We start from the raw sequence: 23063 nt of genomic DNA, 5'->3' as shown, positions 1-23063 counted from the left end.
GTTTTACGGTTTTTGAAGGCGAGTCGTTTGAATCTCTGCCCCTTACTCGTGGGCAGCATTCATGGTTGTGAACAGGTGTTATTCTCGGATTAACCGCGTTGAGTGAGGGCGTCGATGTGTTCGCGTCCCAATTGTTGGAGGCTGGCTGCACCAAGATTGACGTAATGTTGCCAGGTTGCTTTGAGGCGTTCCTGCTGCTGTTCTGTGAGTACTTTAATCTGACGCGCGGGACAGCCGGCCCAGAGCGTATTCGGAGGGACATGAATTCCTTCACGGACCAGAGCACCCGCGGCGATCAATGCACCTTTACCAATGACACATCGGCTGAGCACAGTCGCCCCAATCGCGATCATGGCATCGTCTTCCACAATTGAGCCGTGCACGATGGCAGCGTGGCCCAGCGTGACCCGGTTGCCCAAGATACAGGGATGTTCGTAATCGGTATGCAGGATCGATCCGTCTTGCACATTGGTCTCTTCACCCACTTCGATGTATTCCAGATCGCCACGTAAAACGCATTGGTGCCAGACGGAACTACGGGCTTTGAGACGAACGCGTCCGGTGACGATCGCATCTGGTGTGACCCAGGCAGTGGGATCAATGATGGGAATGGAATGCAGCGCGTTCCAGTCGCAGTCGACTTCCGGATACGGTAGTTCGGGAGGTGCGGGGATCGAATCTGCTTTCGCGGGCCATTCCGGAGAAGAGTCTGAATTATTCATTCGCGCTACACTCCTGTTGTTCTGAGCTTATGGGAGTAGCCTGTGTGAGGGTGTTGTTGGGAATGGCGGGACGTTTTTTTTCCATCAAAAACAGTCCGCCAATGGTCAGAGCGGTTCCGCATAACAGCCAGACCGTTACCTGTTCATCAAAAAAGAAGACTCCGGCAAACGCAGCCATCGCGGTTTGTGAGGCGTTTAATAAATTGACACGTGTCACAGTCAGATATTTCATCGAAGCACCGATGGCGAAAAAAGCAATCGCATTCATAATACCGCCGATCAGCATTACCAGATATTGCCAGGAGCTTGTCTGCCAGAGGATCTGAAAGCCGAGTCGATAGAAGGCAACACTGGTCAGGCAGACTAGACCGGTTGTACTGATCAATACCAGACTTGCCGAGATAGACATCTCGCCACGAACGGTCCCTCGGATCATGACCCCTCCCCCCCCATAGGCACAGCCGGCAATACAGGCCACCAGAATGGTCAGTGCAACGGTGATGATCGAGCGGGAGTGATGTTCCATATGTTCAAACACAGATTCTTCTGCCTGATGTGCTCCCAGACTCAGTACAACAATCGCCGCCGTCAGAATAATCATCGAGACAAACATCCGCGGGGTGATCGCTTCTTCCAGAAAGATCCTTCCAAGGATGGCCCCTGTAAACAGCAGAGTGGCGAAGCAGACAGGCACGGTAAACGCCAGCCCGCCCAGGCTCAGTGACCATTGAAACATGACGTTCCCGCCGAACTGCATCAACAGTCCGGTCAGGATCAGGGGAATGACAAGACGGCGCGGCGGAAGAGCAGGCAGCCCCTGTGAGCCCCGGTAAGCAACCAGCACCCAGCCTACGATTGTCGCAGGGACTGATTTCAAGGCAGAGATCCAGATTGCCCAGTCGGCATTATTGTCGACTGCTGCTTCTCGCAGAGAGATATTGGCGGCAGTGTATGCGAATGCTGAAAGAATTCCGAAAATAGTCCCTTTGAGCACAGGAGACATCCCACTGGCTTCGTGGCTATTGGTAAGATCAGTCTCAGTCGGGGGGGAGGGGGTGTCAGAGGACTCTTTAATCGTCTTCACCCTCTTGCTCCAGACGCTGCAATTCAATAATCCGAGGATCCAGATCCTCAACGATCGCATAACGTCCTTCTGACCAGCGAAAAAAATCGACGTCGCGACATTTTTTGCTGCAAAACGGGAATGGCGACTGGTCGTCACTGGCTTTAAATGTGACGACCTTACGGCAAATGGGGCATGTTTGAGGTTGGATCATCGAAGCCTCAGACGAATAAAAGAGGAGCAATATCAGAGCCTGAAACTCTTATATAGATCATTCCAACGGAAATATCAAAGGTAATCAGGAATCAGACGAACTACTCTTTTTTGAACTACCCGAATCGGTGCTGCTTTTGGATTCTGAGCTTGAAGATTGTGCTTTGCTGTCTGCCTCTGCTGCTTTTTTATAAGAGCTGCTACGGTAATCAGTTTGGTAAAACCCAGATCCCTTAAAGATGATCCCGGCACCAGCGCCGATGACGCGTTTGGCTTTCAGCTTACCGCAGGCAGGACATTTTCGGAGTGGTTTTGCGGTAATTGATTGAAACTCTTCCCATTTATTGCCGCATTGGGAACATTCATAATCGTAAGTTGGCATCGATCTCTTCTCACAAAAAAAGGCAATGAGAAACAAATTAACTTTCAGCAGGGCCGGAGGAAACGATCACTTTAGAGGGACGAACCACCCGGTCGTTCAGAATAAATCCCTGTTCGAGTTCCTGAATCACGGTCATCGGGGGATACTCGTCTGAGGGCATCTGCTGTAACGCTTCGTGCAGGTTGGGATCAAAGGGCTGCCCTAAGGCTTCAATCGCTTTGACATGATGTTGTGCGAAGACATCCAAAATCTGCTTCGCTACCATTTCCACACCACGTTTGAGTTCGTCAACGTGATCTGCACTTTCTGCGGCATCCACGGCACGTTTCAGATTGTCCAGCGCTGGCAGCAGATCTTGAATAAACGGTGCTGCAGCGTACTGACGCATCTGTGCCAGTTCTTTTTGATGCCGTTTACGGGCGTTATCCAACTCTGCCTGTGATCGCAGAAAACGATCCTGGTTTTCATCACGCTCAGAAATTGCGGACTGCAATTGTTCTTCGATTGTAGGCATTTCCTGGGCCGCTTCACTTTCTTCAACCGAATTTTCTTCAGTCTGATTTTGGATTTCTTCAGGCTGTTCCATATCTGCCATGCTTCTGACCTATAACGCTAAATTAAACAGATCTAATATTGAGTAACACAAAAAAGGGACTTCTCTATTCTGATGAGTTCGATTAATCAGAGTGTGTGAAGTATTCCTTTAATTTATCAAAAAACGAATTTCGATTGGGGCTGCGGTGTTGAGACACTTCCGCGTGTTCGATTTCTGCTAATTCCCGCAGTAATTCTTCTTCCCGTTCTGAAATTTTCTTAGGTACATCAATCTGCACAATCACATGCAGGTCGCCGCGGCGTCCCCCACCGTGGGGGTTAGGCATACCCAGACCTTTGAGGCGAAAGACTTCGCCTGGTTGGGTTCCCGAAGGAATTTTCAGATCATGTCGGCCTTCCAGAGTCGGAATTTCAATATTCGCACCCAAGGCTGCCTGTGTGTAGGTAATGGGGACGTGGCAACTTAATTCCTGATCCTGCCGACGGAACAGAGGGTGTTCATCCACGCCGACAACAACGTATAAATCTCCTCGTGGTCCCCCGTTTAAGCCGGGGTTCCCTTCTCCTCTGAGGCAGAGCTGCATACCGTTGTCGATGCCGGGAGGAACCTTGATGTCTAATGTGATTTCGCTGGAAACCCGGCCTTCACCTCGGCAATCAGAACATTTTTCAACAATGACTTTTCCAGCACCACGACACCGCGGGCACGTTGTCTGAACGCGGAAAAAGCCTTGTGACTGAACGACCTGCCCTGCTCCGCCACAATAATCGCACTCATCGGGTTGTGTACCAGGTTCAGCGCCAGAGCCATGACAGGTTTCGCAGGTTTCCTGTCGCGTAATACTGATTTCTCGATCACAGCCAGAAGCGGCATCCAAGAGATCGATTTGAATATTGGTCCGCAGGCTTTCTCCCTGTCGGGGACGATTTCCGCCTCGTTGTGAGGAACCTCTGAATCCAAACCCTTCAAAGAGGTCGCCGAAGGCGCTGAAAATATCAGAGACATCATGGAACTGGCTGCCGCCAGCGCCTCCAAAGTCGGCGTGTCCATAGCGATCATAGTGAGCCCGTTTCTGCTCATCGCTTAGAATCTCAAAAGCTTCCGCAGCTTCTTTGAAACGCTTCACCGCTTCCTCATCCCCGGGATTTCGATCGGGGTGATTGGCCAGCGCCAGCTTCTTGTAGGCTTTTTTAATTTCAACGCTGGTCACTTCGCGCGATACACCGAGGATTTCATAATAATCGCGTTTCGATGCCATATCTCACAACTCATCGTTTAAAGGTTTCGAAATTTACCAAGTCCGCTTTGGTAGATTTCTGACTTCCACAGTTCTGTTAGAACTGAAAAAAACGGGCCACCATTTTTACGGCGGCCCGTCTGATATCACAAAGTCCCTACTAAAATCAAATGGATGATTTCAGTAAATGACAGAAATTATCGAACACTTCCTTCGACATCAGCCTGTTTACCACCTTCGGCGCTATCACTGTTGGTGACAAGTACCTGTGTGGTTAGCATGAGTCCTGCGATAGAAGCAGCGTTTTTCAAGGCGTTTTTAACGACTTTGGCCGGATCAATAATTCCCGCTTTGTACATGTCGACGTATTCGCCGCTATTAGCATTATAGCCTTTTGAACCGGAAAGCTGTTTCACTTCATCAGCGACAACCGCGCCGTCGGTTCCACAGTTTTCAGCGATTTTGCGAATCGGTCCTTCCAAGGCACGAGCAACGATATTGATACCGATCTTTTCGTCTTCGTTTTTACCTTTGACTTTTTCAACGGCTTCAATCGATCGCAGAAGTGCGACACCACCACCGGGAAGAATTCCTTCTTCCACAGCAGCACGCGTTGCGTGAAGAGCGTCTTCCATACGGGCCTTGGTTTGCTTCATCTCTGCTTCAGTTGCAGCACCGACAGAGATAATCGCTACACCACCGGTCAGCTTCGCCAACCGTTCCTGGAATTTTTCACGATCGTATTCGCTCTCGGTTTTGGCTAATTGACCACGAATCTGAGCGACACGTGCCTGCAGCGCTTCTGTTTCGCCAGCACCTTCGATCAGCGTGCAGGAATCTTTGGTGATTTCAACCTGCTTGGCCTGGCCGAGCTGGCTCAATTCAACCGATTCGAGCTTGATTCCCAGATCTTCTGAAATCACGGTACCACCAGTCAGCACGGCAATATCTGCCAGCATTGCTTTGCGGCGGTCGCCGAAGCCTGGTGCTTTGACGGCTGCAATGTTGAGCACGCCTCGCAGCTTATTCACAACCAAAGCTGTCAAAGGCTCGCCTTCGACGTCTTCAGCGATGATCAGCAGTGGTTTGCCAGTCTGAGAGACTTTTTCCAGCAGTGGTACCAGATCTCGCAGTGCGGAAATCTTTGATTCGTGAATCAGAATGTAGCAATCTTCCAGAATGCACTTCATGCCTTCCGTGTCTGTGACAAAGTAGGGTGAAATGTAGCCTTTATCGAATTGCATACCATCGGCAAAAGACAGGGTGGTTTCGTTTCCCTTACCTTCTTCAACAGTAATCACACCATCGCGGCCGACTTTCTCAACGGCATCGGCAATCAGATCTCCAATGACAGAATCATTGTTTGCAGAGATCGCACCGACTTGAGCAATTTCCGCTTTTTCCGTGACCGGTTTTGCCAGTTCTTCGATGGCACTGACAGCAGCTTCAACGGCTTTGTCGATTCCACGACGAACAATCATCGGGTTGGCACCCAATGACAATCCTCGCAAGCCTTCCTGATAAATCGAACGTGCCAGCACTGTGGCAGTCGTTGTACCATCGCCAGCAACGTCACTGGTTTTGGAAGCAACTTCGTTGACCAGTTTGGCCCCCATGTTTTCGAAGGGGTCTTCGAGCTCGACTTCCTTACTGACTGTAACACCGTCTTTGGTCACCAGTGGATTGCCAAAGTTTTTATCGATGATCACATTACGGCCCGTAGGTCCCATTGTGATAGCTACAGCGTCGCTAATAGTTTGCACGCCTTTTTGCAGTTTGGCACGTGCGCGATCTTCAAACAATAGTTGCTTTGCCACGCTTATAAACTCCTCTGTTTAACAGGAACGAACATTGGATCGGATTACTCCGTTCTCCCCTGCGTGATTTTGTGGTTTGAATTAGATTTCCAAGGCAGTTCGAAATTGAAAGGCTGTCAGCGATTCGATTTCCTGTCTCGTGTTCCGATAATAGTACGTTCTCTATTTAATGATTTTGGCAAGAATATCGCTTTCACGTAAGATCTTGACATCTTTACCGCTGACTTCAATATCCGTTCCGCCATATTTGCCGTAGAGAACTTCATCACCGACTTCAACGGCGACCGGGCAGCGTTCGCCGCTTTCCAGAAGTCGGCCAGGGCCTACAGCAATGACAGTTCCGCTTTGAGGCTTTTCCTGAGCAGTATCAGGCAGGACAATGCCGCCAGCAGTTGTTTCTTCAGCCACATTGGGTTCAATCACGATACGGTCATCAAGAGGATTCAGTTCCATTATGTTAACTCCCAATTATTCCAGTTAGTCTGGTTGTATTTGTGAATCCGGGAGCAGTTCCCGGATGAAATTAGATTGATCGTTTTAACTGAGGAGCCAGCGAATGATTCACGGCGCTCCTCGTTAAAGGACAGTAAGCGAGACTAGAAGCCTCCCATGCCAGGCATACCGCCCATGCCACCCATGCCGGGCATTCCACCGCCCATTCCAGGCATGCCACCCATTCCGCCCATGTCGTGGTGGTCGTCATGATGGTGATCGTCTTCTTCTTCCTGTGGTTCTTCAACAACAATCGAATCTGTTGTCATCAGCAGGGAAGCGACACTTGCCCCGTTCTGCAGAGTTGAGCGAACCACTTTAGCAGGGTCGACAACGCCGAAGTCAAACATATCGCCGTAGCGATCATTCAAGGCATCATAACCGAAGGAGTTGCTTTTGTCTTTTTTAACACGGTTGGCAACAACGGAACCATCCTGGCCAGCGTTTTCTGCGATCGCTCGCAAAGGCATTTCCAGAACTTTCTGGATGAGCGCGACGCCCAGTGCCTGGTCGCCGGTCAGTTTGAGACCGTCCAGTGTTTTGCTGCATCGGAGTAAAGCAATTCCGCCGCCGGGAACAATTCCTTCTTCGATAGCAGCACGCGTTGCAGCCAGTGCGTCGTCGATCAGGTCTTTGCGTTCCTTCATTTCTGTTTCAGTAGCAGCACCGACGTTAATCTGTGCAACACCACCGGCGAGTTTTGCCAGACGCTCCTGCAGTTTTTCACGATCATATTCGCTGTCAGTGACTTCGATTTCTGCACGAATCTGATCAGCACGACCAGTGACAGCTGCCTTGCTTCCGGAACCACTAACAATCGTTGTGTTGTCGGCGCTGATATGGAGCTTCTTGGCTTGGCCCAGGTCTTTTAACTCGACCGCTTCGAGTTTGATTCCCAGATCTTTGAAAATTGCTTTTCCGCCAGTCAGTACGGCAATGTCTTCCAGCATTGCTTTACGGCGATCACCATAACCGGGCGCTTTGACAGCACAGACTTTAAGAATGCCTCGCAGTTTGTTCACAACCAGAGTTGCCAGTGCTTCGCCTTCAATGTCTTCAGCAATGATCAGCAGTGGGGCACCATCTTTGGAAACTTGTTCCAAGAGAGGGACCAGTGCTTGTGCTGAGCTGATTTTTTCTTCGTAGATCAGGATACGAGCACGTTCCATATCACAGGTCTGATTGTCTTCGTCTGTTACAAAGTGAGGAGACAGAAATCCGCGTTCGAATTGCATTCCCTCGACGAGATCCACTTCAGTAGAAACGCCACGACCTTCTTCTACGGTAATCACGCCATCTGCTCCGACTTTGAGCAGAGCGTCGGCTAGAATCTTTCCGATCTCTGGATCGTTATTTCCAGCGATGGTGGCAACGGTCTCGATTGCTTTTTTGTCTTTGCCTTTTACTTCCTTGGAGATTTTCCCAATCTGCTCTACGACAGCGTCGACGGCTTTTTGAACGCCACGACTTAAAGCCATCGGGTCAGCACCTGAAGCGATGTATTTCAGGCCTTCCCGAAAGATCGCTTCTGCCAAAACGGTTGCTGTTGTGGTTCCATCACCGGCAACATCATTCGTTTTTGAAGCAGCTTCTTTAACTAATTGGACTCCCATGTTTTCAAAGGGGTCTTCCAATTCGATGTCTTCCGCAACGGTAACACCATCTTTTGTTACCTTCGGGGTTCCCCAGCCTTTGTCCAAGACAGCGTTTCGCCCTCGCGGCCCAAGCGTACTGCTTACTGCGCGCGACAATTTGGCGACTCCTGCCAATAAACTCTTCCTGGCCTCTTCGTCAAAGCTTAAAAGTTTTGCCACAGTCTCTCCTCAACCAGCAATAATGGCCAATAATTTTGCCCATGACCACGATGATCTCTCACACGGAATAAATATTTCTTCCTGCGAATCCAATGGGGATCGGCGTGTGAGTATGTTAGGTGTATACAACAAAGTTGGCAGGATCCGACCTGGACCCCGACCACGGCGAACACTAAATGCAATCAGCATGCCAATCGGAAATATGATTCGTAAGATACGGTTATATATAGGATTGTGAATAATCGTCTGTTCTGGATGTTGTATGGGACTGCCATCTTGGCAGTGATTGCTTCTTTTTAAAGCCAACTGAGCAAATCAATTAATACCAAATCCGACTAATACCAAATCCGACAGGCTGCCTGCCTGAGTGATATTTAAGTGGCCTCTTTCCGATTCCAGGTCATTAGAAAATTCATTTTGATACCCGTCATTATCGTGCCTAATTGGAAGGCATCTGAATGGGACAATGCCTAATCATCCTGCATTTGAAATCAGCATTCGATCGGATTTCAGGAAATATTAATTTATTATGAGATGATATAAGTCTCATGAAATAAGTAACATACTGCTGTTAACCCTTTTCCTAAATTGCATTGAGGCACACTGTTTGCTTTATGACTAGTTACCAAAAAAGTGCTCAAATTATTGATTGGTAATTAGGGGTCTCATTCAGATTAATTGACTCACTGAAACAACAAACGAAACAGCATCTGATGAGTATTCCGGGAAAGGTTTGCGACAAAATGAATTGGAAACATGCGCTCACGGGCTTGACGGCTAGCCTTGTCGTAGTTTTAGCGTTCTCACAGCCGGTTTTGGCGTTTGATGAAGCTGAACCGACAGAAAAGCCTGCAGCAGAATCAACAGAAACAGCGGCTCCAGCGGAAGGAGAAGGAGAAGCGGAAGCACCTGCTGAAGAAGCAGCACCGCTCACATTACCTGAGCTGTATTATGCTCTGGATAACAGCATGCTATTTCTGTGTGCCGTTCTGGTGCTCTTCATGCAGTCCGGATTTGCGATGGTTGAGTCCGGATTTAACTCTTCCAAAAATACAATCAACATTCTCTTTAAGAACTTAATGGATGTCTGTGTCGGCGTTTTAATCTATTATGCCGTCGGATATGGATTGATGTACCCGGGCGATATTGAGAACAAATTCTTTGGTTTTGGTCAGTTTGGGATTGGTGAAGGTGGAGAGGTTGGTCCTGGTAAATTGAATCCTCAAGTCGACTTTCTATTCCAAGTCGCCTTTGCCGCAACCGCAGCCACGATTGTTTCCGGGGCCGTTGCTGGTCGTTTGAAATTCAGCTCTTACCTGATTTACAGTATTGTTCTGACAGGGCTCATTTACCCGATCAGCGGTTACTGGAAATGGGGCGGTGGCTGGTTAGATGCCAAAGGCTTCTACGATTTTGCTGGTTCCATTGTCGTACATGCTGTTGGTGGATTTGCTGGCTTAGCTGGTGCGATCGTTCTGGGGCCCCGAATTGGACGGTTTAAGAAAGATGGCAAATCTGCTCCGATTCCTGGCCACAATATTGCTCAGGCCACGCTGGGTGTATTCATCCTCTGGGTAGGTTGGTACGGATTTAACCCTGGTAGTCAGTTGGCATTTGGTGGTACAGACAATACGAATGCCGTGATGTTAATCGCAACCAATACAACGTTGGCAGCCGCCACTGGTGGTGTTGCTGCGATGATCCTGGGTTGGATCATGTACGGAAAACCCGATATTTCAATGGCATTGAACGGCGTACTCGCTGGACTGGTGGGGATTACTGCCAACTGTGACAGTGTGACGAACATCGAAGCGATCATCATTGGTGGTATCGCAGGCTTGTTGGTCGTCTTTGGTATCCTGGCTTTGGAAAAACTCAAAATCGACGATCCTGTGGGTGCTTTCCCAGTACACGGACTCTGCGGAGTCTGGGGTGGAATTGCCACAGGTATCTTTGGTGATTACGACCTTGGTGTGCAGATCTTGGGATCGGTTGTGATTCCGGTCTATGCCTTTGTCACCATGTTTATTCTGTTCTTCTTCCTGAAGATGATCGGTCAGCTCCGAGTATCTGAAGAAGACGAAATGAAGGGCTTAGACCTCTCCGAGCACGGAATGCAAGCTTATCACTAAGCGAGGCTCTGAGACCTGTTTGAAGACACTGGTACTTTGCAGGAGGTACTATTAGTGTGACTGACTGATGGCTTGTGAAACGATTTCACTTGCCATCAGTTTTTTTATGCGCAGAGCGTTTGAAGTTGATGTAAACAAAGAAATAGCAGGAATTCCTTGAGAACCTGGCTCGGCTGGCGTAATCTGAACGTTAAATCAATACGCAACGCAGCCCCCAGGAGCCTTCAATCAACTCAAGGAGTATTTCGATGGCAAAATATGTATTGGCCCTTGATCAGGGAACGACATCCAGCCGATCCATTTTGTTTAATCATCAAGGTCAAATCGAAGCGACTGCACAACAGGAGTTCGAGCAGATCTTTCCCTCGCCGGGGCTCGTAGAGCATAATCCTGAGGCGATTTGGAATTCACAACTGGCAACGGCGCAAACCGTGATTCAGCAGTCAGGTGCAACGCCTGCGGAGATTGCCGCGATTGGGATTACCAATCAGCGGGAAACCATTGTGCTCTGGGATCGTGAGACGGGGAAACCGGTTTCGAATGCGATTGTCTGGCAGAGTCGACTGACCGCCGATCGTTGTGACCAACTAAAAGCAGAAGGGTACGAGAAGTTATTCCGTGAGAAAACGGGGCTGGTACTCGATGCCTATTTTTCCGGTACCAAAATTGAGTATCTGTTGAATGAGATTGAAGGCCTGAGAGAACGAGCTAAAGCCGGCAAGATTCTGTTCGGGACAATCGATACATTTTTGATTTGGCGGCTGACGGGGGGCAAAGTGCATGTTACCGATCCCAGTAATGCCTGCCGCACCTTACTCTATAATATCCACACGCATGAGTGGGATGAGGAACTGCTCAAGGTATTCAACATTCCCCGTTGTATGTTGCCCGAAGTCAAAGACTCCAGCGAAGTCTACGGCGAGACGACGCCTGATCTATTTGGAGAGCCGATCAAAATCGCGGGGATCGCCGGCGACCAGCAGGCGGCGACATTCGGCCAGGGATGCTTTGAGCAGGGAGCCGCCAAAAACACCTACGGAACAGGCTGCTTCATGTTGATGAATACAGGCGAGCAACCTGTGCCTTCAGAGACGGGGCTGCTCACCACCATTGGCTGGCGTATTAATGGAAAGGTGACCTATTGTCTGGAAGGTTCCGTCTTCATTGCAGGAGCCGCCATACAGTGGCTTCGTGACGGCTTGCAGATGATCAAGTCTGCTGAAGAAATCGAAGGGCTGGCGTCACAAGTTGAGGATTCCGGCGATGTTTTCTTTGTGCCTGCGTTTGTCGGTTTGGGAGCTCCCTACTGGAACCAAAATGCCCGTGGGACCTTGATTGGCATAACACGGGGTACGACACAGGAGCATGTTGCACGGGCGGTTCTAGAGTCATTAGCCTATCAGAGCTGTGACGTCTTGCATGCCATGGAACAGGATTCAAAGATCAAACTGAAAACCCTCAAGGTTGATGGCGGTGCCGCGGCGAATAATCTGCTCATGCAGTTCCAGTCAGATATGTTGGATGTTCCCGTTCAACGGCCCGTTGTGCATGAAACAACCGCATTGGGGGCTGCCTATCTGGCGGGTCTGGCAGTGGGGTTCTGGCAGAATCAGGACGAAGTCACAAAGAACTGGGCTCTCGATGCTGAATTTCAGCCCGCCATGGATTCGACTAAACGCGACCATTTGTATCAACGCTGGAAAAAAGCGGTCGGACGTGCCGTGGATTGGGTGTAAAGACGTGCCTGCTACATCGTCTCTTTATTGAATTCAGAGCTGGTTACGTATTACTGGTCGGGAGCCGTGCCAGGTTTTGATCGGTTCCAATGATTAAAAGTATATCTGATTCCTGAATCTGATAATCAGGGTGAGGCACACAGTCGGTGTTATAGACTTTGCCTGTTTTTTTCTCGATCTCTTCCGAATTACGCTTGCGGACTGCGACCACATTCACCGAATATTTAGAACGCAGGGCTAGTTCGGTCAGGTTTTTACCGACAAACTGATTGGGGGTCAACAGCTCGATCATTGTGTATCCGTCGCCAACCTGCAGATAATCTTCCAGATGGGGGTTTGCCAGCAAACGGGCGAGGTGGGCACCGGCCTGGACTTCAGGTTGGATGACTTCAGTCGCGCCGATTTGAGTAAATATTTCAGCATGAAATTGCGATTGCGCACGACAGATGATTTTGGGAACACCTAGCTTTTTGACGATGACGGTAACGAGTAAGGCTGCTTCAAAGTTTTCGCCGATCGAAATCACACAGGCGTCGACTTTGTCAACCTCCTGGCTCTTTAAAGCAAGTTCATCTGTCGCATTCAGACGCACTGCGATTGCGACATCGTCTTTGACTTCGTTGACCAGCTTATCTGAATGGTCAATCGCAATGACTTCGACTCCACTGTTTCCCAGTCGTTTGGCCAGTTCAATTCCAAAGCGTCCTAAGCCGATTACCGCTACTTTAATCACTGGATGAAGTCTCCTGATCAAAATGAATTGTCTGTCATTTAAATAAAATCGCGCTTAATTAATTCTCTGCTAGCCTAAAGTTACACTTTCTTCCGGGTAACTGTATCTGTAAGACGGCCCGCGGTTGGTCAGTGCAATCAGGGCAGTCAAGGGTCCCACTCTTCCAATAAACATCGTCAGGATGATAACCCAATGGGAAGGGGGGGATAATTCCGCGGTAATTCCGGTGGAAACGCCGACCGTGGCAAAAGCACTGGTGGTTTCAAACAGGTGATCCAAAAAGATATCCTGCCTGTTTTCAAACATGACTACGAGCAGTGTGGAACTCATCAGGACCAGGATTCCGAGCGAAATAATGGTCAAAGAGCGGTTGATTAAAGTATTAGGAATCGTGCGTCCCATGATCTCAACACGATCTCGTCCCTTGAGAAGTGACCAGACCGAAAGTACGGCGAGCGCACAGACGACTGTTTTCACGCCACCCCCTGTTGAACCAGGAGAGGCCCCGATAAACATCATTAGAATCGCAAAAAGTTTGGTGTGCGGTTGATACTCAGCTAAATCGACCGTGTTAAAACCCGCGGTCCTGAAGGTGACAGATTGGAACCAGGCAGAGTTGAGTTGCTCCCACGCAGAAACCTCTTTTTGTTGATGAATGGATTCCAGTAGATAGATTCCGAGTGTGCCTCCGATGAGCAGGAACAGTGTAGTCAGAGTCACAAGACGCGATGAGACGGTCAGTCTGACTTTTTGGGTGGGATGATTAAATAACGGTTTACGTATTGAAAAGTTGGAGAAATGAGTGATGCCATAAATCAAATAATTATAATTTACGGCAAACCCCAGCCCTCCAATGATGATTAAAGCAGGCATGACGCCCCACACCTGCCAGTGGTGTCCCATGTTGAGCAAATTGTCATCCATCAGACTGAAACCGGCATTGCAATAACCGCTGACCGAATGGAACAAACTGTAATAGAGTCGCTCTTGCCAGGGGAGTTCCGGCCAGAGGCCTGTCAGAAAAAATGCGCCCGTGAGTTCCGTGAAAATGGTAATTCCAAGAATGGCCAGCAGCAGCCGCCTGACGTCTCCGCGCTGATGTGATTCCAGCATCTCACTGAAAGTGACACTCTCGCGAATCTGCATAGTGCGGCCAAATGCAGCAGCGAAGAACGCACCAAATGTTAAAATTCCCAAGCCACCAATCTGAAACAGAATCATAATGATGGTCTGCCCGGTTCTGCTCCAGTAAGAACCGGTGGGAACCACAATCAGTCCCGTGACGCAACTGGCGCTGGTAGAGGTAAATAAAGCAACCAGGAAAGGGGCCGCTTCTGTCGCATTGTCAGTCGGATCCTGGACACGGGCGGTGGGAAACATCAGCAAGATGGTCCCGATACTGATCAGGATCAGAAACGAGGCAACCACAATTAAGGCCGGGTTCCAACCACGGGCAGAGACACGACGAATTAAAATAATCGTTTCATACAGAGTACGCAGAATGATGCAGAACTCGGAAACGCCTAGAATCAATTCCAGTCGCCCGGAAACGCCATCGGGAAACAGGTCGTGAAAAATCAGAATAGCAATGCATGAAAGAACCCACAGGCCGGAGATGAAAATATTCGCCAGGTATTTCTTCACAAATTCTTTTCGGGAGAGATGCCAGAGATAGCGAATCGTCAGGCTCAATGTGAAATAGACCATTGCGATCACAATGGTGCAACCTAATTCCCAGTGGACGATGGTGGTAATCTTCAGCAGGCCATGTAGAATGACAGTGGCAACCAGCCCGATAATCAACGCGATAATTTCAATCCGTCTAAGTACACGACTCCGCCGGGGGTGGTGCGTTTGATACTGTAAACGGCTTGGAAGGTGCGACAACGTCATATGAATTAAAGCTGTAACAAAATTTGAGATTATGAAAACCTGTCCAGACTTTATCAGCACTATAGTGCAATTGAAGCAGTGAGAAAATGGTACGCGATTTTATTTCCGAAAGTTTGACCCACGATCCGATTCACGGATATATCCCGTTTACCTCGAAAACGGGGATTCCCGATGATGAAGTCTCCGAACAGGAAATTATCGATCATCCCTGGGTCCAGCGTTTAAGGCACATTCACCAGCTGCAGACAGCGTGGTGGGTATTTCCGTCGGCAGAACATATGCGGTTTCAGCACGTGCTGGGGGCAATGCATTTAGCGTCTGTTTGCATCAATGCCTGGTATGATTCTCTGAACAGTTCCTGCCGGAATGTACCTTCACTGCCTTATGTAGAAAGTCTGGTAAGGCTGGCAGCGTTGTTGCATGATGTCGGGCATGGACCTTTTGGTCATTTTTTTGATGATCACTATCTGGATCAATTTGACCTGACACATGAGGATATTGGTGCCTACATTATTGAACAGGAACTGGGGGATTTGATTCGGGGGATCCGTCGAAATCCGAATGGTCAGTTGAATCCTCTCGAAGAACTGGATCCCAAGCAGATTGGCTGGTTGATTCGCCGGCCCGCAGGAGATGCTGAGAGCGAGCAGGGTAATCCTGATTGGCTCTGTAAGTTGAGAGGAATGTTCAGCGGCATCTATACCGTGGATAATATGGATTTCGTACTTCGCGATGCGTATATGTCGGGCTATAACATCCGGGCCGTCGATCTTTCCCGCTTGATACATTACAGCTTTTTTACATCGGAAGGTCTCACGATTCATGGGCGGGGTCTGCCGGCTTTAGTTAATTTTATCGAAACCCGGGCAAACTTATTTCGCACGATTTATTACCATCGCACCGTTCGCGCGCTCGATTTGGCGCTTGAGGAAATCTTTGCAGAAACAATGCGGCACCTGTTTCATGGAAATCCACTAGATCATCTGGATGACTATCAGGGGTTTACTGAATCCTCGTTTTTGGTTGATGTGGGCAGGTTTCATAAAAGCGATAATCCAGAAGTTCAAGATCTGGCGAAACGCTGGCAGGGACTCCTTGCGCGGAATGTGGAATGGAAAATGGCTTGCGAACGGTCGATCAATTTTCATTCGGGATCTGCCGTCCATACCTCCATTTTTTCTGAACCGGATCTGGTGGAAAAGCGGGTGCGGGCCAAGCTGCCTGCAGAGTTAAAGCAGATTCCTCTCCGGATTGATGTAGCCCGACACTATCATCGACCCAGTGGCAGGCTTCCCGCCGGAGGCCAGAATTTTCTTCTGGATCCAGGTACCGGGAACACACAGGAGCTCAGCGATGACGAACTATTTCGTGCATTACCTGTCAGCTTTTTGATTTTCCGGATTTATACCCAAGACCATCTACATGATTCCGAGATGACCAATGCGTTGAATGCAGCATTAGGTGAAGTCTCCGATTCAAAAACGAATATGTAATGACCATTCTTGATTGAATGACAGGCAGACGATGAACAAAAATACGGATAGTAACGCTTGGGACAAGTCTCAATGTGCTCTCTGTTCTTGAGTAGTTTTCCCTGATTTTTTAATGAATCAGGGAAGACAATAGTCCTGTTATGTCGGTCGTGTCGGCAGAGAAAAATCCGTGCGACTGATTTTCAGGCAAAGTCGATAAGAAAAGCATGATCGACTTTGAATTAGAACAGATGATGGAAAACCCTGAATGGTGTCTCGTGTTGAACCATTATAGGCAGTCGCAGCTTCAGGCTAAAAAGCAGGATCCTGAGTTTGACGGATGGATTATTCGCCAGAACGAGGTAGAAGGTGTTGTTCCTGAACACCTCCCTCGAATTCATGGTAAACTGATCGCCTTTGACTTGTTGAAATTCCAGATTTCCGGCCGGGATTCAGGAGTTTTTTATCAAGTCACTCGGATGGGAGACAAGATGCTTCCCAAGTTGCAGAAGATGCTCAAGAGGCATAGCACTCCCGAGCAATCAGAATCAGATCACTCCTACGCGAAATCTGCTTGAACGATCGGCTCGGATGAGCATAAAACTGTCATAACCAGTACGATCGATACAAACAATAAACGGCCCGATTGCACAAAGCAATGGGCCGTTTCAATTTTTCAGATCTAGCTCCTGATAGTCATACTCAAAAGGATGATCTATCAGAGTTAGCTCAGTTCACTATGCTTTTTTAGGAGCAGGTGCTGGAGCTTTCTTTGGAGGAGCTGGTGCTTCTTCTACTTTCTTAGGAGCAGCTGGCTTAGCGTGTGAACCTGATTCACAGCTTGAGCAAGGTGAAGCGGGGCAGCACTTTGGAGCTGGTGCACAGCACTTAGGGGCTGGTGCACAGCACTTTGGTGCTGGAGCGGGGCAGCATACTGGAGCTGGCTTGCAGCAACGTACACGAACTGGTTTGCAGCAACGAACGCGAACTGGCTTGCAGCAGCGAACTTTGACTGGCTTGCAGCAACGAACTTTGACTGGCTTGCAGCAGCGAACGCGAACTGGCTTGCAGCAACGTTCACGTTTTGGCTTGCAGCAACGAACGCGTTCTGGCTTGCAGCAACGGTTCAGCAACCCGGCTTCTGTGTCAGAGACACTGAAAGATGCAGAGATCAAAGTCAGTGCAGCAATCATTGAGAGTGTGACAGCTTTTCGAATCATGGTGTACTCCTCAGATTCTTTAATTAAAGTGGTTCCACTACCGTTGAAAAATAAGTCACTAGTTCATTTTCCAACGATGTCCCTAAGTCTACGCACTTAGGGAAAACAGGTCTGTTTTTCTAGCTTGGTAAGATTTACCGGTTACAGTAAATACGCTGATTACAATACCAGAACGAATTACGTTGTCAAAGTAAAGAGAATACGAAAAATGAAGTTTCTCTAAAAATCCTCTATTTCCTGAAGTATTGCCAATGGGCCGTTTTTCGTACATTCCTTCGACTTGAAAATCCGTAGCATGCGAACACATTTAGAGCATCTGTTTCGATTGAAGGGCGAAATTCGATTCTAAAAAGGGAAATATAGACTCAAACCGGCATTGTTTGAGTCATCAAAATCATGAATCTCGATTCAGAAACGACTTTCAGCCAATTTCCTTGCAAGACTTCAGCCCGGGCAGTAAAACCAAGTTGATTCAAAAAAGTCCTTCCCAACAGTATTTGGTTAAATAGAACGTTGTGTGAATTTGTCATCTTCAAAAACTTCAACCAGTAAATCAGAGCCTCAAAGGCTCTGGAAATGCGTGGATCAGTCCCTCTCCTTAGGGGGGATGCCACTATTAATGGGCATCCTGAATGTGACTCCCGATAGTTTTTCCGATGGCGGCGAAGCAATCAATGTTGACTCCGCCGTTCGTAAAGGGCTGAAACTCGTCGAGGATGGTGCCGACATTCTGGATATTGGGGGTGAGTCCACTCGCCCTGGAGCAGAACCGGTCTCTGTTGAAGAAGAATTACGAAGAGTCGTCCCTGCTATTGAAGCTTTGTCAGCGCAAACATCCGTCCCGATTTCCATTGATACCACCAAAGCAGAAGTCGCTCGCTGCGCGATTCAAGCCGGCGCCATCATTATTAATGATATTTCTGGTCTCACTTTTGATCCGGCAATGATTCCGCTGGCGGCTGAAACGAAAGCCGGCGTGATCTGCATGCACATTCTGGGGACGCCACAAACCATGCAGGATCATCCCGAGTACGAGGACGTCGTTTCCGATCTGAAAACATGGTTGGGCGAACGCATTCAAACCTTGCTGGCTGCCGGAATAAACCCCGAGCAGATCGTTCTCGATCCCGGCGTCGGGTTTGGAAAAACCGCCGAGCATAATCTGGAAATCCTCTCACACATTCAGGAGTTCAAAAAACTGGGTTTCCCCGTGCTGATTGGGCATTCCCGCAAGCGATTCTTATCAAAACTGCTCGGTCGTTCTGTGGAAGAACGTCTGGCTGGTACAGTCGGCGTATCCATTGCACTGGCGGATCAATCTGTCGATATTTTACGTCTGCACGATGTAGCCGCCAATCGTGATGCACTCTCTGCCTGGCATGCCGTTTCCCAGCGTGTATCATGACGCTGTTATTTCGCGATGAATATTTACTTAGACTCAAAAGGCTTCAGCAACAGCTTTCTGAATCAGAAACTTGAGGAAAGATCATGAAAATCAAATGTATTTATCTGTCAATCCCACTGGCTTTGCTGTGTTTTGTTTCTCAGAACAGTCTGGCGGCTGAAAAACAAAAGCACGATTATGATCGCTGGGAAACTTCGATCGCTCAGTTTGAAAAGCAGGATCAGAAACAGGGTATCAAAAAAAATGGCGTCCTGTTTGTCGGCAGTTCCAGTATACGACTCTGGGACCTGGATAAATATTTTCCCGAGCTGGACGCCATCAATCGCGGCTTTGGTGGATCGGAAATCGTCGATTCCACTCATTTTGCAGACCGCATCATTCTAAAGCATGAACCGAAACTGATCTTCCTTTACGCCGGTGATAACGATCTCTCGCGTAAAAGATCCCCCGAGGATGTTGCTGCTGACTTTCAAAAATTCGTGAAAACCGTGCATAAAACGCTGCCCCAGACGAAAATTGTCTTCATCGCCGTGAAACCCAGCCTCAGCCGCTGGAAACTGGCAGATTCTATCGTCAAAGCCAATCAGCTGATCGCAGACCAATGTGCCGACAACTGCCTGCTGGAGTACGCCGATGTCTGGAAGCCCATGTTGGGAGCCGATGGTAAGCCGCGTCCGGAACTGTTCAAGTCGGACGGCTTGCATTTAAATCATGAAGGCTATCTCGTCTGGAAAAAAGCAGTTCAGCCGTTTTTAAACGAGAAGTAGCATACTCCAAAGAGAGCCGGCGATCTCAGAGCGTTTTTACCTGTAGCTCATGCGAATCGATAAACTGATTCAGTTCGCTACGGGTAAAAATGCCTGCCGTCGCACCGGTAGCGCGGACACAGCTATGCCCCAATGCAGAACCAAACTGCAGGCATTCTTCAGGGCTGGCACCTTCCAGTAATCCGTGAATAAAACCGGCGACAAATGCATCGCCACTCCCCGTTCCATCGACCAGATTCACCGGATACACCGCCGAATGAATCGTCTGCTGGTCATCCATCAGGATACTTCCTTCATCCCCACAGGTGATAATCACCGCCTTCGCCCCGGCTGCCTTGAAGGCACGCGCCTGTGCAATCGGGTCTGATTCTCCCGTAATTAATTCCCCTTCATCATTATTAGGGAGAAAATAATCGCTTAACGGCAGCACCGGCTTGAGCATCTTCCAATAGTCATCCGGCTTCGGAGTCACCACATCCAGCACTGTTATCACACCTGCCTCTTTCGCAATCCGAAACATTTCAGCCACATTGTCCGGCGATAATTCTTCCGACAGACAATAGCCGCCCAGATAGAGAATTCGACTCGAACGAATCTGCGCTTCGGTGACCGTTTCTCCCGTGAATAACGAATTCGCAGCCACGGAATGAATGAACCGCCGGTCTTCTCCCTGCACGTTAATCACAAACGAGCCGCTGGTCGGTAGCTGATCCGATTTCATCAGATAGTCACAGTGAACGCCCGACTGAATCAGGCTTTCTTCGACGTATCGACCAAACACATCCTGCCCCACAATGCCCGCGATCGCCACCTGCCGATCCAGTCTCGCCAGATCTGCGGCCACATTCGAAGCACAGCCGCCAATCGTCAGCTCCATCTCATCCGTCAGCACCAGTTCTCCCGGCTTGGGCATATGATCAATGGCTTTGCAGACATGGTCCGCAACAATAATACCCGCACATAAACATTCATACTGGGGAGACGGCATTCGAAGCACCTTCCTATCTCGTCGAACTCAGGTCAGATCAATTCAGACTGATTATTATGAGCGAGTTCAGGTGGAGTTCAACGCCTAGCTGGAATGAAGATGCACAGATTTTGCGTTCTGCTCTTTGTCGGCAGGTTTGGAAGGCACCACAGTCTGGGCTTCCGTTTCCACCGGGTCGGCCGCTGGCCGCAGTTTTTGAAAGTGCATCACCAGCCGGAGCATAATTGGATACGTCGCCAGAGAGAAAAACGTGGCCACTACAAGAGATCCGATAATCAGCGGCGAACCGACTTCCAGCAAAAGCTGCTTTACCGTTTCCCACCAGCCACTGAACCCCTCAAATTCCAGGATTCGGGCGAAATCACTTTGAGTGAGCGAACCGCCCACATAATAGGTGCCAATTTTATAGTCGAACCAGTAAATGGGAACGATTGTAAGCGGGTTCGAAACATAAACCGTTATCAGCGAAGCAATCTGGTTGAATCGAAACAGGGGACGCACCAGAAACGCAAAACAGATCACCATCAGCATTTGGATGCCGACTGTGGGCGTCAAAGCGATAAACATCCCGATCGCCGTACCCAGCGCAATGGAGTGGGCACTGTCATCCAGCATCAATATCGAACGCAGAAGCATTCGAGGGCTGCTTTTCCAGGATAATTTAGAAGACGACATAGACGACAATTCAAATGGCGGATTCAGGGGTTTGATCTAGAAGGCTGTTCACATCACTTTACCGATGATTCGGATAATCTTATCGGCTCATTCCCGGTAAAATTCCTTCACTTTATGGAATGATTGGTTTAGAGCGCTATTACTGACTCGGACAACGTTTTCAATTGGTGGTATTATACGGAATACAACCAGAGGCAAGCAGACAAAATCTGTTTTTCTCCAAACCAGCTTCTATTCTAGTTAAGCGATTTCACTTGAGGCAACTGAAATCACCAGTCCGTCCGATTCAGGAACAGGAAAAAAATGCGAATTCCGAGCCTGTTTTCCCGGGATGCTCAACAGAATAAGATGTACATTTTGAAAGAATCACCTCGTTTTTCCAGAGAGTTTTTCGTCCCAACCCTGAAATTTGTAATAAGGTTAGGTATGCTCTGTATGAGATTTTGATGAATTTGACTTGCTCTCAATTGATACTACATAATCAGTGTTTTTCAGGGGTTCCTGAACTCGCGGATGACTGGAATTGAACAATGGTAGAAAACTTGGAAATTTTTGGGATAGAACAGGCTGCTCCCAATCTGGTGGTAATCCCTCAAGGTTCGACCATGCAATTCCAGTACAGCAATGTTCAGGTGGAATCCAATAAAGTACTGCGATTGTTTGATGCACCGGAAGTCAAGAACGTGATCATTGATCTGTCCGAAGTCAATTATCTCGATTCCATCATCATCGGCGCCATTATTCGTTTGCTCCAGCGCGCCAAACAGACCGGCGGACATGCCGTCTTCTGTAATGCCTGCGACAATATGCAGAACATCCTCAAGTGCATCAAAGTCGGGACCCTCTGGCCTTTGTACGATTCCCGAGAAGCAGCGATCACCGCGTTGAACGAGAATTCCTGATCTTCGTCTCCTTCCTGAAAATGAGTTTGGAATGCTGCCGTTTACTGCCGACGACTTGAAAGCAATTCAGACGGAAACGTTCATCGAACATCTCGACTACTTCGAAAGTCTGGCCTCCACCAACACCTGGGCCCTAAATAACCTCGCTCCTCCTGCAAACGAAAATCCGCCGCGCACGATCAGCTTACCCCGTCTGGTTCTCACCGGGAATCAGACCGCCGGCCGAGGTCGAGGCAGCAATGCCTGGTGGTCCCCGGAAGGAGGCTTAACGTTCTCCCTTGTTGTCGATGTCAGCCAGATCCAGATTCCCCTCGAGCAACAACCCCTGATCGCACTCGCCACCGGACTTGCCGTCTGTGAAACACTCGAAAAATACCTCCCCGAATATAACCTGCAATTAAAATGGCCCAACGACGTTTATCTGCAGAACAAAAAAGTCTCCGGCATTCTGGTCGAAACCGCCGCCAATCAACCGGGACTCGTCGTCATCGGCGTCGGCGTCAATTTGAATAACTCCTTCCTCTCCGCGGAAGAGGCCCTGCAATCGGTGGGCACTTCGCTCTATGAAACCACCCGCCAGAAATATTCGCTGGCAACCACACTCGTCGACCTGATCAACGGCATTGAGAATCGGCTCTATGATGTCGCCAGCGAAAACAACAATTTTATGTCGGCCTGGCGCCAATACTGCCTGCTGACCGGAAAAACGATCCGAATCAATACAGGACTTGAATCGAAACAAGGCGAATGTCTGGAAATCGACGATGAAGGATTTCTGATTCTGAAAACCGCAGCAGGTATCGAACGCATCATCAGTGGCACCATCGAACATTTTTGATTGAAT

The 23063-nt window shown here is 48.8% G+C and carries 22 protein-coding genes; 8 read left to right on the top strand and 14 right to left on the bottom strand.

Annotated features, from left to right (window positions below; all coding sequences use genetic code 11):
- Positions 1-89: 89 nt before the first annotated feature.
- The 9 genes from Pan241w_RS23580 to groL (Pan241w_RS23540) form a co-directional block, all read right to left on the bottom strand.
- The gene (locus Pan241w_RS23580; protein ID WP_145220558.1) at positions 90-722 is read right to left on the bottom strand and encodes a gamma carbonic anhydrase family protein; all 633 of its coding nucleotides are present in this window, start codon (positions 720-722) and stop codon (positions 90-92) included.
- Positions 715-1806 carry a DMT family transporter gene (locus Pan241w_RS23575; protein WP_198000107.1) on the bottom strand — a complete coding sequence of 364 codons (1092 nt, stop codon included), beginning with the start codon at positions 1804-1806 and terminating at the stop codon, positions 715-717. Before Pan241w_RS23575 ends, Pan241w_RS23580 begins: the two co-directional genes overlap by 8 nt.
- Positions 1793-1999: a DNA gyrase inhibitor YacG gene (locus Pan241w_RS23570; protein ID WP_145220554.1), complete on the bottom strand. Its 207-nt coding sequence runs from the start codon at positions 1997-1999 to the stop codon at positions 1793-1795. The genes Pan241w_RS23575 and Pan241w_RS23570 overlap by 14 nt, the downstream gene beginning before the upstream one ends.
- An 84-nt stretch (positions 2000-2083) precedes the next feature.
- Positions 2084-2380 (bottom strand): FmdB family zinc ribbon protein, encoded by a 297-nt coding sequence (locus Pan241w_RS23565; RefSeq protein WP_145220553.1) that lies wholly within the window; start codon positions 2378-2380, stop codon positions 2084-2086.
- A gap of 37 nt (positions 2381-2417) precedes the next feature.
- Positions 2418-2975: a nucleotide exchange factor GrpE gene (grpE, locus tag Pan241w_RS23560; protein WP_232107253.1), complete on the bottom strand. Its 558-nt coding sequence runs from the start codon at positions 2973-2975 to the stop codon at positions 2418-2420.
- A gap of 82 nt (positions 2976-3057) precedes the next feature.
- Positions 3058-4194 (bottom strand): molecular chaperone DnaJ, encoded by a 1137-nt coding sequence (dnaJ, locus tag Pan241w_RS23555; protein ID WP_145220551.1) that lies wholly within the window; start codon positions 4192-4194, stop codon positions 3058-3060.
- A gap of 176 nt (positions 4195-4370) precedes the next feature.
- Positions 4371-5990, bottom strand: a complete 1620-nt coding sequence (groL, locus tag Pan241w_RS23550) for a chaperonin GroEL (protein WP_145220549.1) — start codon at positions 5988-5990, stop codon at positions 4371-4373.
- A 162-nt stretch (positions 5991-6152) separates the two neighbouring features.
- Positions 6153-6443 (bottom strand): co-chaperone GroES, encoded by a 291-nt coding sequence (locus Pan241w_RS23545; protein WP_002647162.1) that lies wholly within the window; start codon positions 6441-6443, stop codon positions 6153-6155.
- Positions 6444-6586: 143 nt separating this feature from the next.
- Positions 6587-8296, bottom strand: a complete 1710-nt coding sequence (groL, locus tag Pan241w_RS23540; RefSeq protein ID WP_145220547.1) for a chaperonin GroEL — start codon at positions 8294-8296, stop codon at positions 6587-6589.
- A 743-nt stretch (positions 8297-9039) separates the two neighbouring features.
- Between groL (Pan241w_RS23540) and Pan241w_RS23535 the strand changes: the two genes are divergently transcribed.
- Both Pan241w_RS23535 and glpK read left to right on the top strand, forming a co-directional pair.
- Complete coding sequence (locus Pan241w_RS23535; RefSeq protein WP_145220545.1) at positions 9040-10428, top strand: ammonium transporter; 1389 nt, start codon at positions 9040-9042, stop codon at positions 10426-10428.
- Between the two features lie 248 nt (positions 10429-10676).
- Entirely contained in the window at positions 10677-12164 is a 1488-nt protein-coding gene (glpK, locus tag Pan241w_RS23530) for a glycerol kinase GlpK (RefSeq protein ID WP_145220544.1), read from the top strand.
- 43 nt (positions 12165-12207) lie between these two features.
- Here glpK and Pan241w_RS23525 read toward each other — a convergent pair whose 3' ends face one another.
- Together Pan241w_RS23525 and Pan241w_RS23520 are read right to left on the bottom strand one after the other, a co-directional pair.
- Complete coding sequence (locus Pan241w_RS23525) at positions 12208-12897, bottom strand: potassium channel family protein (protein ID WP_145220542.1); 690 nt, start codon at positions 12895-12897, stop codon at positions 12208-12210.
- A gap of 69 nt (positions 12898-12966) precedes the next feature.
- Positions 12967-14790 carry a TrkH family potassium uptake protein gene (locus Pan241w_RS23520; RefSeq protein WP_145220540.1) on the bottom strand — a complete coding sequence of 608 codons (1824 nt, stop codon included), beginning with the start codon at positions 14788-14790 and terminating at the stop codon, positions 12967-12969.
- Between the two features lie 86 nt (positions 14791-14876).
- On the opposite strand from Pan241w_RS23520, the gene Pan241w_RS23515 reads away from it, so the two are divergent.
- Both Pan241w_RS23515 and Pan241w_RS23510 read left to right on the top strand, forming a co-directional pair.
- Positions 14877-16283: an HD domain-containing protein gene (locus Pan241w_RS23515; protein WP_145220538.1), complete on the top strand. Its 1407-nt coding sequence runs from the start codon at positions 14877-14879 to the stop codon at positions 16281-16283.
- A gap of 206 nt (positions 16284-16489) precedes the next feature.
- Positions 16490-16840: a hypothetical protein gene (locus Pan241w_RS23510; RefSeq protein WP_145220536.1), complete on the top strand. Its 351-nt coding sequence runs from the start codon at positions 16490-16492 to the stop codon at positions 16838-16840.
- A 310-nt stretch (positions 16841-17150) separates the two neighbouring features.
- Here Pan241w_RS23510 and Pan241w_RS23505 read toward each other — a convergent pair whose 3' ends face one another.
- Positions 17151-17336, bottom strand: a complete 186-nt coding sequence (locus tag Pan241w_RS23505; protein ID WP_145220534.1) for a hypothetical protein — start codon at positions 17334-17336, stop codon at positions 17151-17153.
- Between the two features lie 726 nt (positions 17337-18062).
- On the opposite strand from Pan241w_RS23505, the gene folP reads away from it, so the two are divergent.
- Both folP and Pan241w_RS23495 read left to right on the top strand, forming a co-directional pair.
- A complete protein-coding gene (gene folP, locus Pan241w_RS23500) occupies positions 18063-18887 on the top strand; it encodes a dihydropteroate synthase (RefSeq protein WP_232107252.1) in 825 nt (274 codons plus the stop codon).
- Between the two features lie 83 nt (positions 18888-18970).
- Positions 18971-19654, top strand: a complete 684-nt coding sequence (locus tag Pan241w_RS23495; RefSeq protein WP_145220532.1) for an SGNH/GDSL hydrolase family protein — start codon at positions 18971-18973, stop codon at positions 19652-19654.
- Between the two features lie 25 nt (positions 19655-19679).
- On the opposite strand, the gene Pan241w_RS23490 is transcribed toward Pan241w_RS23495, so the two are convergent.
- A complete protein-coding gene (locus tag Pan241w_RS23490; protein WP_145220531.1) occupies positions 19680-20642 on the bottom strand; it encodes a carbohydrate kinase family protein in 963 nt (320 codons plus the stop codon).
- Between the two features lie 84 nt (positions 20643-20726).
- On the bottom strand, positions 20727-21278 hold the full coding sequence (locus Pan241w_RS23485) for a DUF2062 domain-containing protein (protein WP_198000106.1): 552 nt from the start codon (positions 21276-21278) through the stop codon (positions 20727-20729).
- A gap of 569 nt (positions 21279-21847) precedes the next feature.
- Here Pan241w_RS23485 and Pan241w_RS23480 point away from each other — a divergent pair.
- Together Pan241w_RS23480 and Pan241w_RS23475 are read left to right on the top strand one after the other, a co-directional pair.
- A complete protein-coding gene (locus tag Pan241w_RS23480) occupies positions 21848-22219 on the top strand; it encodes an STAS domain-containing protein (protein ID WP_145220527.1) in 372 nt (123 codons plus the stop codon).
- Between the two features lie 31 nt (positions 22220-22250).
- On the top strand, positions 22251-23057 hold the full coding sequence (locus Pan241w_RS23475; protein WP_145220525.1) for a biotin--[acetyl-CoA-carboxylase] ligase: 807 nt from the start codon (positions 22251-22253) through the stop codon (positions 23055-23057).
- The last annotated feature ends 6 nt before the right edge of the window (positions 23058-23063 follow it).

It is taken from the genome of Gimesia alba, assembly GCF_007744675.1.
Taxonomy (GTDB): domain Bacteria; phylum Planctomycetota; class Planctomycetia; order Planctomycetales; family Planctomycetaceae; genus Gimesia; species Gimesia alba.
This window is presented reverse-complemented; position numbering and strand designations above follow the sequence as displayed.

Coding starts and splice junctions, on each gene's coding strand:
- Pan241w_RS23580 (WP_145220558.1), bottom strand. CDS start 722: ATGAATAATTCAGACTCTTCTCCGGAATGGCCCGCGAAAGCAGATTCG.
- Pan241w_RS23570 (WP_145220554.1), bottom strand. CDS start 1,999: ATGATCCAACCTCAAACATGCCCCATTTGCCGTAAGGTCGTCACATTT.
- Pan241w_RS23565 (WP_145220553.1), bottom strand. CDS start 2,380: ATGCCAACTTACGATTATGAATGTTCCCAATGCGGCAATAAATGGGAA.
- grpE (WP_232107253.1), bottom strand. CDS start 2,975: ATGGCAGATATGGAACAGCCTGAAGAAATCCAAAATCAGACTGAAGAA.
- dnaJ (WP_145220551.1), bottom strand. CDS start 4,194: ATGGCATCGAAACGCGATTATTATGAAATCCTCGGTGTATCGCGCGAA.
- Pan241w_RS23545 (WP_002647162.1), bottom strand. CDS start 6,443: ATGGAACTGAATCCTCTTGATGACCGTATCGTGATTGAACCCAATGTG.
- Pan241w_RS23535 (WP_145220545.1), top strand. CDS start 9,040: ATGAATTGGAAACATGCGCTCACGGGCTTGACGGCTAGCCTTGTCGTA.
- glpK (WP_145220544.1), top strand. CDS start 10,677: ATGGCAAAATATGTATTGGCCCTTGATCAGGGAACGACATCCAGCCGA.
- Pan241w_RS23520 (WP_145220540.1), bottom strand. CDS start 14,790: ATGACGTTGTCGCACCTTCCAAGCCGTTTACAGTATCAAACGCACCAC.
- Pan241w_RS23515 (WP_145220538.1), top strand. CDS start 14,877: ATGGTACGCGATTTTATTTCCGAAAGTTTGACCCACGATCCGATTCAC.
- Pan241w_RS23510 (WP_145220536.1), top strand. CDS start 16,490: ATGATCGACTTTGAATTAGAACAGATGATGGAAAACCCTGAATGGTGT.
- Pan241w_RS23495 (WP_145220532.1), top strand. CDS start 18,971: ATGAAAATCAAATGTATTTATCTGTCAATCCCACTGGCTTTGCTGTGT.
- Pan241w_RS23490 (WP_145220531.1), bottom strand. CDS start 20,642: ATGCCGTCTCCCCAGTATGAATGTTTATGTGCGGGTATTATTGTTGCG.
- Pan241w_RS23485 (WP_198000106.1), bottom strand. CDS start 21,278: ATGCTTCTGCGTTCGATATTGATGCTGGATGACAGTGCCCACTCCATT.
- Pan241w_RS23480 (WP_145220527.1), top strand. CDS start 21,848: ATGGTAGAAAACTTGGAAATTTTTGGGATAGAACAGGCTGCTCCCAAT.
- Pan241w_RS23475 (WP_145220525.1), top strand. CDS start 22,251: ATGCTGCCGTTTACTGCCGACGACTTGAAAGCAATTCAGACGGAAACG.